Annotated in this window: 16 protein-coding genes; 6 read left to right on the top strand and 10 right to left on the bottom strand. The window is 43.9% G+C overall.

Annotation, left to right across the window (positions count from 1 at the left end; translation table 11 throughout):
* Nucleotides 1-4 precede the first annotated feature (4 nt).
* The 10 genes from LHL20_RS03665 to LHL20_RS03620 form a co-directional block, all read right to left on the bottom strand.
* Entirely contained in the window at nt 5-1,018 is a 1,014-nt protein-coding gene (locus LHL20_RS03665; protein ID WP_226432291.1) for a glycosyltransferase family 2 protein, read from the bottom strand.
* Nucleotides 1,019-1,153: 135 nt separating this feature from the next.
* Nucleotides 1,154-2,320, bottom strand: a complete 1,167-nt coding sequence (pseC, locus tag LHL20_RS03660; protein ID WP_226432290.1) for a UDP-4-amino-4,6-dideoxy-N-acetyl-beta-L-altrosamine transaminase — start codon at nt 2,318-2,320, stop codon at nt 1,154-1,156.
* On the bottom strand, nt 2,317-3,318 hold the full coding sequence (gene pseB, locus LHL20_RS03655) for a UDP-N-acetylglucosamine 4,6-dehydratase (inverting) (protein ID WP_226432289.1): 1,002 nt from the start codon (nt 3,316-3,318) through the stop codon (nt 2,317-2,319). Before pseB ends, pseC begins: the two co-directional genes overlap by 4 nt.
* A gap of 141 nt (nt 3,319-3,459) precedes the next feature.
* The gene (locus LHL20_RS03650; RefSeq protein ID WP_226432288.1) at nt 3,460-4,116 is read right to left on the bottom strand and encodes an HAD family hydrolase; all 657 of its coding nucleotides are present in this window, start codon (nt 4,114-4,116) and stop codon (nt 3,460-3,462) included.
* Nucleotides 4,113-5,054, bottom strand: a complete 942-nt coding sequence (locus LHL20_RS03645) for an ATP-grasp domain-containing protein (RefSeq protein ID WP_226432287.1) — start codon at nt 5,052-5,054, stop codon at nt 4,113-4,115. The genes LHL20_RS03650 and LHL20_RS03645 overlap by 4 nt, the downstream gene beginning before the upstream one ends.
* A gap of 7 nt (nt 5,055-5,061) precedes the next feature.
* Complete coding sequence (locus LHL20_RS03640) at nt 5,062-5,979, bottom strand: LicD family protein (protein ID WP_226432286.1); 918 nt, start codon at nt 5,977-5,979, stop codon at nt 5,062-5,064.
* A gap of 1 nt (nt 5,980) precedes the next feature.
* Nucleotides 5,981-7,030 carry a pseudaminic acid synthase gene (pseI, locus tag LHL20_RS03635; protein ID WP_226432285.1) on the bottom strand — a complete coding sequence of 350 codons (1,050 nt, stop codon included), beginning with the start codon at nt 7,028-7,030 and terminating at the stop codon, nt 5,981-5,983.
* Nucleotides 7,031-7,032: 2 nt separating this feature from the next.
* Nucleotides 7,033-8,115: a UDP-2,4-diacetamido-2,4,6-trideoxy-beta-L-altropyranose hydrolase gene (pseG, locus tag LHL20_RS03630; RefSeq protein ID WP_226432284.1), complete on the bottom strand. Its 1,083-nt coding sequence runs from the start codon at nt 8,113-8,115 to the stop codon at nt 7,033-7,035.
* Nucleotides 8,112-8,816: a pseudaminic acid cytidylyltransferase gene (gene pseF / locus LHL20_RS03625; RefSeq protein WP_226432283.1), complete on the bottom strand. Its 705-nt coding sequence runs from the start codon at nt 8,814-8,816 to the stop codon at nt 8,112-8,114. Before pseF ends, pseG begins: the two co-directional genes overlap by 4 nt.
* A 58-nt stretch (nt 8,817-8,874) precedes the next feature.
* The gene (locus tag LHL20_RS03620) at nt 8,875-9,396 is read right to left on the bottom strand and encodes an adenylyltransferase/cytidyltransferase family protein (RefSeq protein WP_413228876.1); all 522 of its coding nucleotides are present in this window, start codon (nt 9,394-9,396) and stop codon (nt 8,875-8,877) included.
* Between the two features lie 108 nt (nt 9,397-9,504).
* Between LHL20_RS03620 and LHL20_RS03615 the strand changes: the two genes are divergently transcribed.
* The 6 genes from LHL20_RS03615 (at nt 9,505) to fliF (ending at nt 16,860) form a co-directional block, all read left to right on the top strand.
* Nucleotides 9,505-10,299: a flagellin N-terminal helical domain-containing protein gene (locus tag LHL20_RS03615; protein ID WP_226432282.1), complete on the top strand. Its 795-nt coding sequence runs from the start codon at nt 9,505-9,507 to the stop codon at nt 10,297-10,299.
* Between the two features lie 154 nt (nt 10,300-10,453).
* The gene (locus tag LHL20_RS03610) at nt 10,454-11,920 is read left to right on the top strand and encodes a sigma-54 dependent transcriptional regulator (RefSeq protein WP_226432281.1); all 1,467 of its coding nucleotides are present in this window, start codon (nt 10,454-10,456) and stop codon (nt 11,918-11,920) included.
* Between the two features lie 136 nt (nt 11,921-12,056).
* Nucleotides 12,057-13,199, top strand: coding sequence for a sensor histidine kinase (locus LHL20_RS03605; protein WP_226432280.1), 1,143 nt, complete (start codon nt 12,057-12,059; stop codon nt 13,197-13,199).
* 16 nt (nt 13,200-13,215) lie between these two features.
* Nucleotides 13,216-14,553: a sigma-54-dependent transcriptional regulator gene (locus LHL20_RS03600; RefSeq protein WP_319003209.1), complete on the top strand. Its 1,338-nt coding sequence runs from the start codon at nt 13,216-13,218 to the stop codon at nt 14,551-14,553.
* A 270-nt stretch (nt 14,554-14,823) separates the two neighbouring features.
* Nucleotides 14,824-15,153 carry a flagellar hook-basal body complex protein FliE gene (gene fliE, locus LHL20_RS03595; protein WP_159623504.1) on the top strand — a complete coding sequence of 110 codons (330 nt, stop codon included), beginning with the start codon at nt 14,824-14,826 and terminating at the stop codon, nt 15,151-15,153.
* Nucleotides 15,154-15,165: 12 nt separating this feature from the next.
* Entirely contained in the window at nt 15,166-16,860 is a 1,695-nt protein-coding gene (gene fliF, locus LHL20_RS03590; protein ID WP_226432278.1) for a flagellar basal-body MS-ring/collar protein FliF, read from the top strand.
* The last annotated feature ends 10 nt before the right edge of the window (nt 16,861-16,870 follow it).

The raw sequence follows: 16,870 nt of genomic DNA, 5'->3' as shown, positions 1-16,870 counted from the left end.
TAAGTTACGCTATAACCAAGAAGTCATCCCATTCACGCCAGCCAGCGCAACTTAACGACTTTCTTACTTTTTCTCGAACGGGTTGAGCGGCAATAATAACACCACCATATTGAGTAGGTGAGTGCTCAAATACGCATAGAGTTGTGTCCTCGATGGTTTCACAGCCAGCAGTTTTATCAATAAAACCATTTATTGGATACCCTCGCGCTGCAAAACACTTTGCTAGCGCTTTAGATAGTTGACCACGTCCATAGAGATAAAGCGCCCCATGCTTATCTACAATCTTTTCTATCTCCGCTAATTTCAGCTCTACTAACATATTTGCAAATGCATCGGTCGAGCTGTTCAAGGTTGTTGTCGAAGAGTCACTTAATCGCACTTTTAGTAGACATTTTGGAACGCAACCGATGTCAAAGCCTGCTTTAATGGCCCTGTAAAAGAGATCGTAATCCTCCCCCATTCTTCGCTCGGCATAACCTAGCTGTTTGATGACGTCACTTCGGGCAAAATAAGTACTATGTGTTACACAGCACCATCTTAGTAACTCTTCCCTAATTTTTTCAATCGTATTTATGCTGTTTAGGAGAGGGGCCTTTTCTTCTTGAAACTGTCGGAATCGATCACTTCTTTCAACCTGTGGATCTGTTGTGAAGTATTCGATGTAACACTTTGCTATTGCAACATTTGGATGGCTTTGAAGGTAAGATAGTTGTTCTACAAATCTAGTAGGGAGACTTAAATCATCGCCATCTACTTTTACAATATAAGGCGTTTGAATTAAGTCTAATGCTTCATTAAGTCTGTACCCAACACCCTTATTTTCGTCGTGCGTAATAAGAGTGATACGCGGATCATTATATTGTCTGATAAGCTTACATGTATCGTCTGAAGATCCATCATCAATAATCAGAAAATCAAAATCTGAAAAAGTTTGCGAGAGTATGCTGTCAATGGTGGCGTTTATAAAGCGCTCACAATTGTAGGTGGTAAGTAGTGCTGTTATTGTTCGCGTGGACATAATTGAGATTCTCTTTTAACTTACCAGAATGTTGTTTACTTCTTTACTCCCTATCTTCTTTATCGACTACAGAGATTTTAAATAGAGTTTTTTTGAGAATATTTATCGCGGTTGTACGAGAATCTATCGCAGATTCTATCGTAAATTATCTACATGTTTGATGAGCGTAGACACAATTGACGCAACATCATTTTCATTTAAGTCAGGAAACATAGGCAGCGTAATGGCTTGCTGATAATAACGCTCCGCGTTTGGGTAGTCGCCTTTCTTAAAACCCAAGTTTTGATAGTAAGGTTGTAAATGAATAGGGATGTAGTGAACGTGGGCAAAAATACCGCTCTCTCTCAATTGTGTCACAAGCGTTGTATGTGTCGTACTGTCTAGTGATTTCACTCTGACAACGTATAGATGATAACTTGAGTAAGTATCATTATGTTGTGATAGCGGAGCAATATATGCCTGGTCGCAAAGTGACTTGTCATAGTAGGCAGCTAGTGCGTTTCGCTTTTCAACAAATGTATCGAGTTTATCCAGCTGACTTAAGCCAAGCGCCGCTTCTACATCAGTCATACGGTAATTAAAGCCCAACGTAATCTGTTGATAATACCAAGGACCATGACTATCCTCAGTCATCATCGCTGGATCATTGGTAATGCCGTGACTACGAAGCATGCGCATTTTATCTGCCAGTTCCATACTGTTGGTAAGCGCCATACCGCCTTCCATGGTCGTGATTATTTTCACCGGGTGGAAACTAAACACACAAATATCAGAAAATTCGCAGCTTCCAACAGATTTGTCTTGGTATCTTGCACCAACAGCATGAGAGGCATCCTCAATAACGAAGAAACCATACCGTTTGGAAAGTGCACGTATCTTCGCCATGTCGCAAGGTTGCCCTGCAAAATGTACGGGAATGACTACCTTTGGTAAACAGTTGTTCGCTTCAGCGTTTTCTAACTTGTGCTTTAAGGCGTCGACACACATGTTGCCGGTTTGCAAATCAATGTCGACAAAGTCTATACCAGCGCCACAGTAGAGCGCGCAGTTTGATGAGGCAACAAATGAGTTAGGCGAGGTCCATACGCAATCGCCCGGACCTACGCCAAGAGCAAGACATGCGATATGAAGGGCAGATGTCGCACTATTAACCGCAACGGCATAGCTCGCACTACAATAGTCTGCGAATGCACTTTCAAACTTAGGGATCGCTGGCCCCTGAGTTAACCAGTCAGATTTAAGTGTGTCTAAGACTGCTTTTATATCACTCTCATCAAGGTGCTGGCGCCCGTAGGGAATCACTTTTGTGCTTCCTCATTAAACTGCTTTATTTCTTCAATGCTGAGGAAGTGCGCATTTGTATCAGATACGTATTCAAAACCAGAATCCACAGGTTTACCCACTTCATCTAGTGCATTTGACGTGAAGTTATTGCTTCTATGGAAAAACTTTATAGCGGGTGCGATAACAAAGTGATCGGCAAATTCAAACGTGTGCAACGACATATCACCAGGACACATCATCTCATGCAGCTTTTCGCCAGGTCTTATTCCAACATATTTTATCGGGGTATTAGGCGCCATTGCCTCAGCTAAATCGACTATTCGAATTGAGGGAATCTTTGGAACGAATATTTCACCGCCTAGCATGCGCTCAAAGTTCTTTAACACAAAGTCGACGCCTTGCTGCAAGGTTATCCAAAATCGTGTCATGTCTTTGTGCGTGACTGGAATGTGGTCGCTGCCCTCTGCGATTAGCTTATTAAAGAAAGGCACCACCGAGCCACGAGAACCTACTACGTTACCATAACGAACCACTGAAAAACGCGATGCGCCCGCACCAACGATATTGTTGGCTGCCACAAACAGTTTGTCAGATGCGAGCTTAGTCGCACCATACAAGTTAACAGGGTTTGCCGCTTTGTCCGTTGACAGTGCAATCACTTTTTTCACGTTATTGTCTATTGCAGCATTGATTACGTTTTCCGCGCCGTCGATATTAGTACGAATACACTCTGTAGGATTGTACTCAGCAGCTGGGACTTGTTTCATAGCCGCGGCGTGAATCACGAAATCAACACCTTGCATAGCACGATGCATACGCTCTTTATCGCGCACATCACCAATAAAATATCGCATACAAGGCGCGTTGAATTTTTGCTGCATTTCAAACTGTTTTAGCTCGTCACGCGAGTAAATGATTAAGCGCTTTGGTTTGTGTCTCGCTAACAAGGTTTCGACATATTTATGGCCAAATGACCCTGTACCACCTGTTATGAGAATCGATTTTCCGTCGAACATGGTTTGCTCGCTGTTTTTATGGTTATAAACACAATATATCATGTGTCGGCATATTTGCCATAAAGCATTAGAATCTATGCGTTTAGGTGTTTATCAGTGCACAAATACTTCTGCTAAAAGAAGCTATGTTAAAGGGACTTTCTATAGTTTGATCGACGTTAATTCGTTTAAGTGGTTAATTGTATGAGCAGCGTCATATCCTGGCTTTGCGACAACGTGTTTGTGCACGCCAGTAAGGACTCTTATCGTGGGCATTCCCATTTTGTTTAAGTTAACAAAGTCTTTGGACGGGTTATCGCCGATATATACCATATCGCGCCATTCACATTTTTCCGCCTTTTTGATTTTTTCAAAGCAGTAAAGAGATGGCTTTGCATGCTTAACACCAAATCGGTGTGTAATAAATACGCGTCTAAACAGTGGCGCAATATTTAGCGCGTCAACCTTATTACTTTGCACTATTTTGTTGCCGTCAGTGACTAAATACAAAGGGGAAGGTAAAGCATTCAACAGCGAAAGGTGTGCTGATGGCATAGTAAGAGAGGGTTTGTGTAATCGGTATGCAGAAACACATGCCTTCACATTGCTTTTTGTGTCTGCAATGTTGTGCATGGCAAGATAATCATTAAAAATACGACCTCGACCGTTCTTATCCAGTAAAGTGGTCAATTCCTTGGTGCCGACTTCTTTGTTTACGCCCCAGGTACTCTCGACATAGGAAGCAACAGCCCTTAGGCCAGATTCAACATAGTGGCGCTCATTATAAAGCGTGTCATCAAGGTCAAAAATGTAAATCATAGGTAGTAATCTGTGGCAGCGCGAATTTGTGTGAGTTTCTCTTTTGAAAGTATGGCTGGTATCTGGTCAATATTATGGCCCAGCGATTCGTATAGGCTCCAGTATAAGCTGTCGACGCCTGCTTTGATGCCTAGCGTTGATGCCCCGCCAAATCTCGAGTTACATTCGATTATATGCAAATGCTGACCGCTTACTATGGCTTGTAGTACGACAGGACCCGAGAGTTTAAGCGCCGATAATACGTCATTTATAATGGGTAGCAAGGGAAACTGGGGAAGGGTGTACGTAACTTGAGACTCGCCATTTATTACAAGTTCACGTACGCGACACACCGCCGCTTTTACAACGTTCTCGCGAGTTAACCATGCATCAACGCTTATTTCTTGGCCTGATATAAAGGGTTGGTAGATGGGCGATGAAAGTGTCTTGCCGTGAGCCGCTGCGTCGTCAATATTGAGGTTAACCCCGATAGATTTGCTACCTGCACCAAAACGTTCTTTCACCACATAGCGTTTTATCTTGGATTGTTTTAATTCGCCATTTAGCTCGCAGAACGTTGGAATAATGGACGGTACATCAAGCTGAGCGAAGGCTAGCTTATCTAAACAGCGCTCAATGGCGTGGTGCTCTGACACAATGACGACAATGTTTGCGTCGCTCAATCTTTCTTTTAGTGCGGCCCAGAAAAGTAGTTCACCATCTCTGGTGGGAAATATATGAGTGATTTTTCGTTGTTTAAGCTCAGCGATAATGTGATCGATATTTGCCTCGACTGTTGGCGGCATACACCAAAACTCATCACAAAAGTAACGCGTCAATACTTTTTCGTTGATATCACCTGCAGTCACTACACCACTGGGCGAAATCCGCTTAACCGCATCTTTTAAAGCCAACAGCAAGGGGACTTTGTTACTCGCACTGGAAAGAAGAACGTTCACGTTTGTCTTAAATGCCTTTTGCTGTGATTGTACGTTTCTGTATTTTTATACCACCTTTTGGAGAAGGCATCGATGCCCGACGGTTTTCATATTCGGTGATTTGAGTTGTTTTTTTAGGCGTTTCCCATGCCCCGTACATAAAAGTCAAAAAGCCTTCTTTATCAAAGGGAGCCAAAAACGTTTCGTCTAGAAAAGTAATTGGCTCATAGTTGTCGAAGTGCTTTGCTGGCGCGAAAAATAATCCACCAGAGGATAATAGTTCTGAATAACCTTCCAGCGATTCTCTACATTGAATGCTGATATCAAATTGTACGTATGCACTGGTACTTGAATTCGCAAACTCTAAATTGATACATGAATCAATGCCGTTTACATTGATAATCACAATGTTCCAATCTACATCAAATTGTTCAGTTAACACTTTACTAAGCTCGGGAAGCGCAGATTGCAGCTTAGCAAAATTTGTTTTGTCGACAGCAAGGTCAATATCGTCGTCCCATGCAATAAGCCCTTTGTCTCTTACCGCGCCTAATAGTGTGCCTGAGTCTAAACAAAATACGATATCTCGCGTTTGGCAAAAGCGATTTAACGTTCGCAATAAAGTTTGAGCGAAAGAAAGCGTCCTTTTGTCTTCAAAAGGCAGTGCGGCTTTCACAGCTTGTTTGCTCGGAACAATCACTTTAGCTTTGGGAATACATAAGTCATTAGTGAGTTGACTGTGTATTTGGTCAATCCACTGACTGGTAATAATTATGTTGTCGATGACGTAACTTGAAATGTCTGCCGGTGCAATAACAGGGTAACCCATAAAACTAGAACCGTGCTTGGCACTATCGTTATCGGCAAACGCCAATACTTCAATATTGGGATGGTTGGAAATATAGTTCTCACCCGCTTTACTTGCACCGAACAGAATTACTTTCATGTTACAGTAGCTCCCAACTCATAGGGGTCCCTTTAGGAGCATCACATTTTATTTGTTTCCCAAGTAAGAGCGGCAAGTATTTAGGCGGTAAACCAAGTCCCGGACGAACGGAGCGTAAATTTTCCGCCGTAAGTGTGTCACCTGCCTTCATGTCCTGGGCGATATATAAAGAACGTCGATGCACTAAAGAGGCCTTTTCACGCTCTGTTGCGCCATAACTTACTTTGCCGATAGCCACTGCGGCACGGGCTGTCTCTTCGACCAATAACTTAATTTCATGTGGTTCAAGCGAGAACTCTGCGTCGACTTCACCCCCCTTTCTATCAAGCACAAAATGCTTTTCAATTACGGTCGCGCCAAGCGCAACTGCAGCGACAGCTACACCCACGCCAGGTGTATGATCGGAAAGCCCAACCTGACAGTCGAAGAGTTCACTTAAATGTGGAATCGTTTTTAGGTTGGCGTCTACTGGGTTCGCCGGATAATTACTGGTGCATTTGAGTAACACAAGGTCTTTGCAACCATTGGCGCGAAGTACCTCTACAGATTCAGCTATTTCAGATTGACTGGCCATGCCGGTGGACACAATCACAGGTTTTCCTGTTTTTGCCACCGCAGCCAAAATAGCGTGGTCGGTGTTTTCAAAAGAAGCAACTTTATAACAGGGAGGATTTAGTGTTTCCAAAAAATCGACTGCGGTTAAATCAAAAGGCGTACTGAAAGCCAACAGCCCTTTTTCTTTTGCATAGTCGAAAAGCTCTTTGTGCCATTCCCATGGCGTCATCGCCTCTTTATACAAGTTGTAAAGAGAGTTTCCCTTCCAAAGGCTATTGGGATCTTCGATAAAAAACTCGCCTTCATGGCAATCTAATGTAATGGTGTCTGGTGTATAGGTTTGCAATTTTATTGCATGTGCTCCCGCCTCTGCGGCAGCATCAATTAAGCGGTATGCTTTATCTAATGATTGGCCATGATTACCAGACATCTCTGCGATGATAAAGGGCGCACGCCCAAGACCAATTTGAATATCACCGATTGTGATTGGATTCATGACTACCTCTTAATACTGTTCAATATAGTATCCACTACAAAAGATGGATTTTTATTGCTGCTTATTAACGACGCCGCATTATCGGCGAGTTTACGCATTTTTTCGGGCGAACTTATCGCAAAGTTGATCGCTTCGCTAATGTCTTCTTGAGTAACGTCATCGCTTTTGCCTATCCACAAACAACATTGTTGCTTATGTAAGCAGCGCGTCGTTTCAATTTGGTTGTCGGCTAGCGTAATAATCATACCCGCTACGCCTGACGCCGCACGTTCCCAGTGCATCGAACCACCTGCTCCTATCATAGTAGAGGCTGTTTTCATCAACTGAGCAATGTAGGAACATGCCACGTGAAGTGTAACATTTGCCAGTGAACTCACTTTTGTTTTCAACGAATCAGTGTGCGTATATCCAGCGCCTACCACGATATCGGCCGAAATGGTCAGGGACTTTAACGAAAGTAAAGTATCTACTACGCGCTCCGTGAGGTTTGAAGGGTCGCTACCACCGAAGCAAATGAGAAAATGATTGTCTTTTCTTGGTATGACAGAAGACGAGTAGAATTCATCACGTAAAATAGCGAATTTAGGTCCAAGTAGCTTGTGGCAATGACTAGGCACCAGCTGCTCGTAGCGTACTTCATAATTGTCATAGAGGTTTTGATCTAACAGTACGTCGCAATCGTGTTGTCGATTGGCCAAATCATCGATAACAACGATATGTTTGCTACACCTACGCATTGCTGTGCTAAATGCAGATGACAGTTGGTAATGGTCTATTATTAAAATATCGATGCTGTTGTTATGCGCTCGTGAAAGCACATCAATACATTGGTTTGCGTGCTTGTATTGGGCTTGCTCGTCTAGCTGACAATCTGAACGAGTACTTTGTTCACTGCTATTTAATGGTGGCGCAGTTAACAAAGTAATTCCGGCTTGCTCTACTTGTTGATGTAACGCAAAAGGGAGAGGGCATGATAAGAAGGTGACACGAGCGAGGGGAAGGAATTGGTTTGCAAGTGTTAAGCAACGCATAACGTGGCCTAATCCTATCTGAGCAGTACCGTCTACGCGAACCACAACCTTCACGTAAGGCTCTCAGTCTGCATTAACTTAAAGAGTAATTCGGCTCTTACCCAATCCTCAGGGGTATCAATATCTTGTACTAAATGATCAGGCATCACGACCATTTTTGAATTGGCGCCGAAAATACGCTTGCTGGTGTCGAGCCAAGTTTTATAGTGCCCCCAATAGAGTTGACCTGCGTCGTGAAAAGCAGGAGGTAAATCTTGTGAGCGTTGAGTAATACCAAACTCGTCGAAGGGTTTAACACCGCCATTTTCGGTTTGTAATATTGCTCTTTGAATCGGAAATGAAAACCGCGCAGCTGTGAATACATAGTCTACATCTAAAGCACCATCTAGCATCTCAAAACACGTATTGATTAATGAAGTGGTAAGGAGGGGAGATGTTGCATAGACACACGCGCAATAATTGATATCCCAGCCTTTTTTTAGAAGTTCATTAAGCGCATGGCGAACTACAGGACTGGTTCCAGTGTAATCGTCTGCCAGCTCAGCAGGCCTTATAAACGGTATATCGGCACCATATTCAGCGGCTACGTTGGCGATTGTTTCATCGTCTGTAGAAACAACAACTTTATCAATATAGGGGCTTGCCAACGCATTTTCTATTGCGTGAGCGACCATAGGTTTGCCACAAAACGGTTTAATATTTTTTTTAGGAATTCGCTTACTTCCCCCTCGCGCAGGGATAATCGCTACGTTCATATTTTTCTGCTCTATTTCTCTACTTTTAATGGCGTGGTTGAATCTAGCGTTTTGTTAATCAAAGTCGCTTGACTAGAGCATTTAAATGCTCAGTGAGGCTTTGTAGCTGGCGAATTTTTTCGTTTTGGATTTCACTGATGACAGTTTTTAACTCTGTGGTTGAAACGTCTTGAGTGCGCGGTAAATAGACAACTTTGACGATATCCTGCAAATCATCAAATTTACCAATCCAGTCATCACCCATGGCGAAAATATCGGCCCCTTCTCTTTGTAAATCTTCGCGCTTTTGTTCCCAACAGTTTTCTTGAAACACGCTGTCTACGTAACGACAAGAAAGTAGGATTTCCTTTCTATCCTCATAAGGAATAACAACCTTTTTACCCTTAACGGTATTGAATTCATCAGAGGATAGTCCGACGACAAGCTTGTCACCTAAGCTATGCAGGCGCTTTAAAAGCCTCACATGACCAATATGAAATAAATCAAATGTGCCATAGGTAACTACAGTCGTCATAGCGCTACTCTCTGAAAATAAACAAATTGTACACCAATATTTTATCGGCAAGTCAATCAATTCCATGAGGTTATGCTTTTGCATCTAAAGGTATTCATTGTTATACGATTCGTTGGCTACATTTTGTCCAGCTTTCTGCTACACTCTTAATGTTAATTGATATAGGAAAGCGCCATGCAAATTGACAGCTCAACATCCTCTATTCTCGGCCAAGTGCGGGAGAAGCAAGAATCTTTAATGGAGAAGCTTGCTAGTGGTAAAAAGGTTAACAATGCGCTTGACGATGCATCGGCACAGCAAATTATTGACCGTCTTACTTCTGAAGTTGAAGGCAATCGCCAAGCAATCAATAATGTTTACGATGGCATTTCCGTAGCTCAAGTGGCTGAAGGTGGCTTGGGGAGCATTAACGACGATGTAAATCGTATTCGAGAATTAACCTTGCAATCTGGCAATGGTGTGCTGAGTGACGGTGATCGCCGCGCAATTCAATCTGAAATTACACAGCTACAAGAAAACATCAGCCAAACCATTGAGCAAACCAACTTTGCTGGTAAACCATTACTTTCTGATAATGGCGAACTGTCATTTCAAACCGGTGCAAATGGTGGTCAATCGATTAGCATTAATACTCAAGATATCGCGTCGCAACTAAGCGGTGTTCTGTCAATCGACATAACCTCGGGTACAAGTGTTGAAGATGCACTTAGTGCAGCCGACGATGCAATTGAAGTGGTTGGCGGTGCGCGTGGCGATCTCGGTGCAGTGCAACATCGATTTGAAAGTACTGCTCGTAACCTTACACAAGCGAATGTTAATACAGCAGAAGCAAGAAGCCGGCTACAAGACCTAGACTATGCACAAGCCGCCTCAGAGCGAGCGGCTAATGACGTGCGTGGACAAGCAGCAATATCTGTTCAAGCGCAAGCAAATCAGCAAGAAGGTCAGGTTCTTGCACTGCTAAATTAACGCATTATTTTTCAATATTATTCGAAAGAAGCAGGGCAACCTGCTTTTTTTATTGGTAAATTTCCTCATTCAGCTGTTGCGCTGCGATCTTTTGCCGTTACAATTTGTAAATGCGCTAAACTGTAAATAATAACAAAGCGTTCTCGGGGAATTGATGAAGAACATTTTGCTGGTTAGTGACAACCAGGAACTTATTCAAAACTTGGAAACTATCGTTACCTTCATGGGCGAGTCATGCCAGGCTCGCAGTTTTAATGAGGGTGAGCGGTATTTGCAAGATAGTGGGGCTGATGCGGTGCTTATTGAGTACACGTCGAGCCAAGTGGTGAAAGGGTTTGTTGAAAAATTCCCTCATATTCCTTTTGTGGCTTTGGTAGAAAGTAATAGCCAAGCATCTGCATATCGCAATTTAGTGAGTGTAATAGCAACACCTCTTACCTACCCAGTTTTGACACAGGCAATACACCGTTGCCAAGAATACACAAGACGTAAGCCTGGCCTTTCACGTTCTTCAGGGGCGAAAACGCGCTTGTTTAGAAGTTTGGTGGGTAAAAGTGAGCAAATTCAAATTGTACGCCGCTTAGTTGAGCAAGTTGCGCCAACCGATGCAACCGTACTTATTCTCGGTGAATCGGGCACAGGTAAAGAGGTTGTTGCCCGTAACGTACATTTTTTATCTGAGCGTAAAGATGGCCCGTTTATACCCGTTAACTGCGGTGCTATTCCCGGAGAGCTGCTGGAAAGTGAATTGTTTGGGCATGAAAAGGGCGCTTTCACTGGTGCGATAAGTGCTAGGAAAGGGCGTTTCGAGCTTGCTGAGGGCGGTACGCTATTTCTCGATGAAATTGGCGATATGCCAATGCAGATGCAGGTCAAGCTACTGCGAGTATTGCAAGAGCGCACTTATGAGCGAGTAGGTGGGAATAAACCTCTACAGTGTAACGTGCGTATTATCGCCGCTACCCACCGCAATCTAGAAAACATGATTAGCGAAGATAAGTTTCGTGAAGATTTATATTACCGCTTAAATGTTTTCCCAATTGACTCTCCTGCTCTTCGTCAGCGGAAAGATGATATTCCGTTATTATTACAAGAGCTTAATAGTCGCATTCAAGGTGATGGTGTAGAAGGCGTTCGGTTTACTGAACATGCAATAGCGTCACTTATGGAGCATGAATGGGCAGGTAATGTACGTGAACTGTCTAATTTAGTTGAGCGCCTTACTATTTTGTATCCTGGGCAAATTGTCGATATTGCTGATCTACCCGAAAAATACCAATACGGCGATGTGCAAGCTTACGAACCTGATTATCCAGAAGAGATCCTTGAGCGCGAAGCGTTCAATGCTTTGTTCGCCGAAGCCGCTGCACAAGAACCTGAAGAAGAGCCAGATAGCAGCAATGAAGATGTTGCGCCTAACAGCACGATATCATCAGCACTTCCAGAAGAAGGTGTTAATCTTAAAGAGTACTTGTCAGAGCTTGAAGTTAACCTTATTCGCCAAGCCTTGGATAACCAGGATTGGGTGGTGGCTCGTGCGGCCGACAAACTTGGCATGAGACGTACTACACTTGTTGAGAAAATGCGCAAGTACGATATCCAACGCACTGAAGATGCGTAACGTCAGGGTTTTGACGTTACGCTTTATTCCCTAATTTCTTTCTTATCTTGTTGAAATTATTGTGTAAATAATTTTGGCACATCTTCTGCTTTATCCAGTCATATCTCAATAGCGTCTGCAATTTGACGAGGGTAATATGGCTTTTGAAGGCACACACAATACAACCGACTATTCAGCAAATCGTTTTTTGCACGATGAAATTGACAGTGCGATTGCGCAAAGCGGTAAGTGTAGCTCGAAATCTAATGATATTGCGTCGTTACGACTGCAAGCATCTCGTTTAGAGCATTTGTTGCAAGTAATGCCTGCAGGCGTCATCGTTATTGACGGTAAAGGTATTGTCCGTCAAGCCAACGAGCAAGCTAAAGCCTTGTTAGGTGAACCCCTTGAAGAAGAGGTTTGGCGTAGCATCATCACCCGTTCATTTAAGCCGCGTGCTGACGATGGCCATGAAGTATCACTGGTTGACGGACGTCGGGTAAAGCTTTCAATAACACCCCTTGAAAATGAACCGGGCCAGCTAATAGTTATTACCGATTTGACTGAAACACGGCAGTTACAAGCGCGTGTTAGTCACATGCAGCGCTTGTCTTCATTAGGAAAAATGGTGGCATCACTGGCTCACCAAATAAGAACACCACTTTCTGCTGCCATGTTGTATGCCTCAAACCTCACGCGAAAAGGTCTAGCGGCAGAGGCACAAACTCAGTTTGCAAATAAGTTGTCAGACCGCTTAAAAGAGCTCGAGAGTCAGGTGAACGACATGCTGCTATTTGCTAAATCTGGTGAAGAGCAAGTGGTCGCGCAGATAAGGCTCGCTGAGCTTTTCGCCGCTATTGAGGGGAGTGCCAATACTATGGCAGCTCAACACGCTCAAACGTTATCTTTTTCAGGTTTTGATCAAGACATATCAATAACAGGTAATTTGACGGCATTACAAGGCGCTGTTTTAAATTTGATCCACAATGCCAGCCAAGTAACGCCCAAAAACGAAATGATCAGTATTGAGGCCTGCCACCGCAATGGTCAGTTAACCGTTTCTGTCACTGACCGCGGAGAAGGTGTTCCTCGCTCACTACAAAGAAAAATATTCGAACCTTTCTTTACTACCAAAACGCATGGAACTGGTCTTGGTTTGGCGGTAGTGAAATCTGTTGTTACTGCACATAACGGAAGCTTGAGTGTGAGCAACGTAAAAAATGGCGGCGCTTGCTTTTCGTTAACGCTTCCGTGCAATCCACCCATAGATACACGTCATACCATGACGCAAGTAGCATAAGTATCAGGAGATAATGATGTCTAAAACAACCATTTTGATTGTAGAAGATGACGCAGGCCTCAGAGAGGCACTATTTGATACGCTTTTGTTGGGGAATTATGACGTTGTAGATGCAGACAGTGCAGAAGCCGCGCTGATGGTGCTGTCTTCACGCCACGTTGACCTTGTGGTCAGTGATATCCAAATGGGTGAAATGAGCGGTTTAACGTTGCTCAAAAGTATAAAAGCAAAGTTTCCCAACATGCCTGTCTTATTGATGACGGCTTATGCGACGATTGACGATGCAGTGCAAGCAATGCGCGATGGGGCCACAGATTATTTATCAAAACCTTTTGCTCCTGAGGTGTTACTTAACCTAGTTGGACGTTACGCGCCAGCACAAAAGATAGAATCGCGCACGCCAATTGTTGCTGACCCAACAAGTCTCAAATTACTCGAACTATCATGCAAAGTGGCTAAATCTGATGCAACTGTCATGGTTATGGGGCCTAGTGGTTCGGGTAAGGAAGTGTTGTCACGTTACATTCACGACCAATCACCCCGTTGCGAGGCACCGTTTGTTGCTATCAATTGTGCCGCAATTCCGGAAAATATGTTGGAAGCAACCCTTTTTGGTTACGAAAAAGGGGCGTTTACCGGCGCTATTCAGGCGTGTCCTGGTAAGTTTGAACAAGCTCAAGACGGCACGTTGTTATTAGATGAAATCACCGAAATGGACTTAGCGCTACAGGCAAAGCTATTGCGAGTATTACAAGAGCGCGAGGTTGAGCGACTTGGTGGGCGTAAGACCGTAAAATTGAATGTGCGAGTTATCGCCACGAGCAACCGAGATTTAAGAAAAGCGGTAGACGCAGGTGAGTTCAGAGAAGACTTATATTACCGCTTAAATGTATTTCCAATTGAGTGGCGTCCACTCGCTCAGCGCCCCGGTGACATAGTACCGCTGGCTGAGCATCTAGTGAATAGACACGCCTCATCACAAGGTTTGGGTACAATAAGATTAAGTGCGGCAGCCCGAAATAAGCTTAGCCAGTATAGTTGGCCGGGCAATGTTCGCGAACTAGAGAACGTAGTTCAGCGTGCCCTCATCTTATGCGAGAACGGCGAAATTGACGCCAGCGATCTCATGATTGATGAGGATATTCAGGTAACTATTGATACGACTCAAGAGCAGGTTGAAGACAATAAGTTAGGTTCAGAGCTTCGCTATCAAGAACATCAAATTATCCTCGATACCTTGGTCTCTTGTAATGGTAAGCGAAAAGATGTCGCAGAAAAGCTGGGTATTAGCCCGAGAACTCTGCGCTACAAACTTGCTCGTATGAGAGAGGATGGTATCGACGTGCCTGCTTAGTGTAATACCTCACTCACAATGGCTATAGCCATTGTGTTGCACCTTTTTACTGGTTTCATAGCCGGCCGTCGCCTTTGTAGTTTACTGGGCGGCGGTTTTTTGTTGTTTCTTCCATTGTCGTGTCATAAATTTGGCATTCTTCAGTTTTTAAAGTTTAAGCTGTTGATTTATATGGTCAAATAAAGTTGGCAAGGTGATTGCTAAATCTCTCCTATCTAAAAAGAATTCGCCAAAGCAGCGGCGTGTTGTGTAAGAACTCTAGGAGTGGTTATGGACGTTAAAGCCAACAGTTTGTATCAAGAAATGCAAAACATGATTGGGCAAACTCGTCTTCAAGTTAATGAGCCTCAGCAGCTCAATGAAATTAACTCATCGGCAAGCGACTTTGCCACCATGCTCAAGCATGCGGTAGACGGCGTCAATAACATGCAGCTGAATTCAAAAGACATGCAACAGCGTTTCGAAATGGGTGATCCGAGCCTAAGTTTGGCAGAAGTCATGCTCGCTAAAGAGAAGTCTGGTATCGCCTTTGAAGCGACTGTACAAGTGCGTAACAAAGTACTTGATGCCTACAAACAAATAATGAATATGCCGGTATAAATGGGGTAGGTTATGGCTGAAGCAACAGGTACAAACTTAACTATTCCAGATCAACATCAATCTGCAGACAACGAGCCAGAAAACAAATCTGGTTTTATGGACACCTTGGGCAGTACAGACATGATGCGCCAAGTGGCGCTTGTGGTAGTGCTGGTTATCTGCGTTGCCATCGCAATCTTTGTTTTCATATGGTCTCAAGAACCCGACTATCGTCCACTTGCTAAAATGGAGACGCAAGAGCTAATAGAAACCCTCGATTACATGGACGCCAATCAGATTGACTACAAGCTTGAGGGTAACACGGTCTATGTGCGTAGTGATGAGTTTCAGAACATCCGCCTAGGTATGACGCGTCAAGGGCTTACTAAAGCGGGGGATTCGGGTACCGACATTATAATGCAAGACATGGGCTTTGGGGTAAGCCAACGTGTAGAAATGGAACGCCTCAAACATGCTCGAGAGCAGCAGATTGCCTCAACTATTGAAGACATCGCGAGTATCCAAAAGGCGCGAGTATTGTTGGCCATGCCAAAAGAGAATGTGTTTGCCCGCCGTGAGAAAAAGGCCTCAGCTACCGTTGTACTCACCGCAAAACGCGGTTCAGTGATTGCCGGTGAAGAAGTAGATGCGGTGGTTGATATTGTTGCATCAGCAGTCCAAAACATGGAGCCGTCAAAAGTAACGGTGACCGATAGCAATGGTCGCCTGTTAAACTCTGGCTCACAAGACTCGATGAGTGCACGAGCGCGTAAAGAGTATGAAATTGAACGTCAGCGCGAACAAGAATATCTTGAAAAAATCGATGCCATTCTTATTCCCGTACTAGGCATTGGCAATTATACCGCGCAAGCTGATGTCACCATGGACTTTACCGCCATGGAACAAACGCAACGTAGCTATAACCCTGATTTACCTGCTGTGCGCAGTGAAATGATCATGGAAGAAAATAGTGTGGGTGGCGGTGTTGGTGGCATTCCAGGCGCACTATCAAACCAACCGCCATTAGACTCGACAATTCCAGAAAATGCAGGCTCAGCCAGTCAGCAGACCATGCCAGGGCGAACAGCCAAAGAATCAACCCGTAACTACGAGCTTGACACCACAATTAGCCATACTAAAAAACAAACGGGTGTTATTCGTAGACTTAGTGTATCTGTAGCTGTTGATTACACGCAAGTTGCAGGTGAAGATGGTGCGATAACGCCAACACCACGTAAGCAGGAAGAAATACTTAATATTCGCAGATTATTACAAGGCGGTATTGGCTTTGATGTAACGCGAGGTGACTCGCTAGAAGTGGTAAGCGTACCCTTTACTCGTATGGATGCAGGCGAGATAGAAGATGTACCTTTGTGGGAGCAGCCAGGTTTTCTACCAATTCTTAAGCTAGTTATTGGTGGGTTAGTTATAATAGTACTTATCATCTTTGTGATTCGTCCAATGCTACGCCGCTTAATTAACCCTGATGAGTCGAATGACGCAGAAGAGTTTGATGCGGATGAAGGTTTAGATCTTGGTGATGATACAATAAGCATGCTGACTTCAGAATTCGATGAAGGTCAAGTTGGCTTTGCACCGGATGGCTCGTTAATGTTGCCAGACCTACATAAAGATGAAGATGTGCTTAAAGCGGTAAGAGCACTTGTAGCGAATGAACCAGAACTCTCAGCCCAAGTCGTGAAGGGCTGGTTGATGCAAGACGAGTAGTGAGAGACTA

The organism is Alteromonas sp. McT4-15 (assembly GCF_020515205.1).
Classification (GTDB): Bacteria; Pseudomonadota; Gammaproteobacteria; order Enterobacterales; family Alteromonadaceae; genus Alteromonas.
This window is presented reverse-complemented; position numbering and strand designations above follow the sequence as displayed.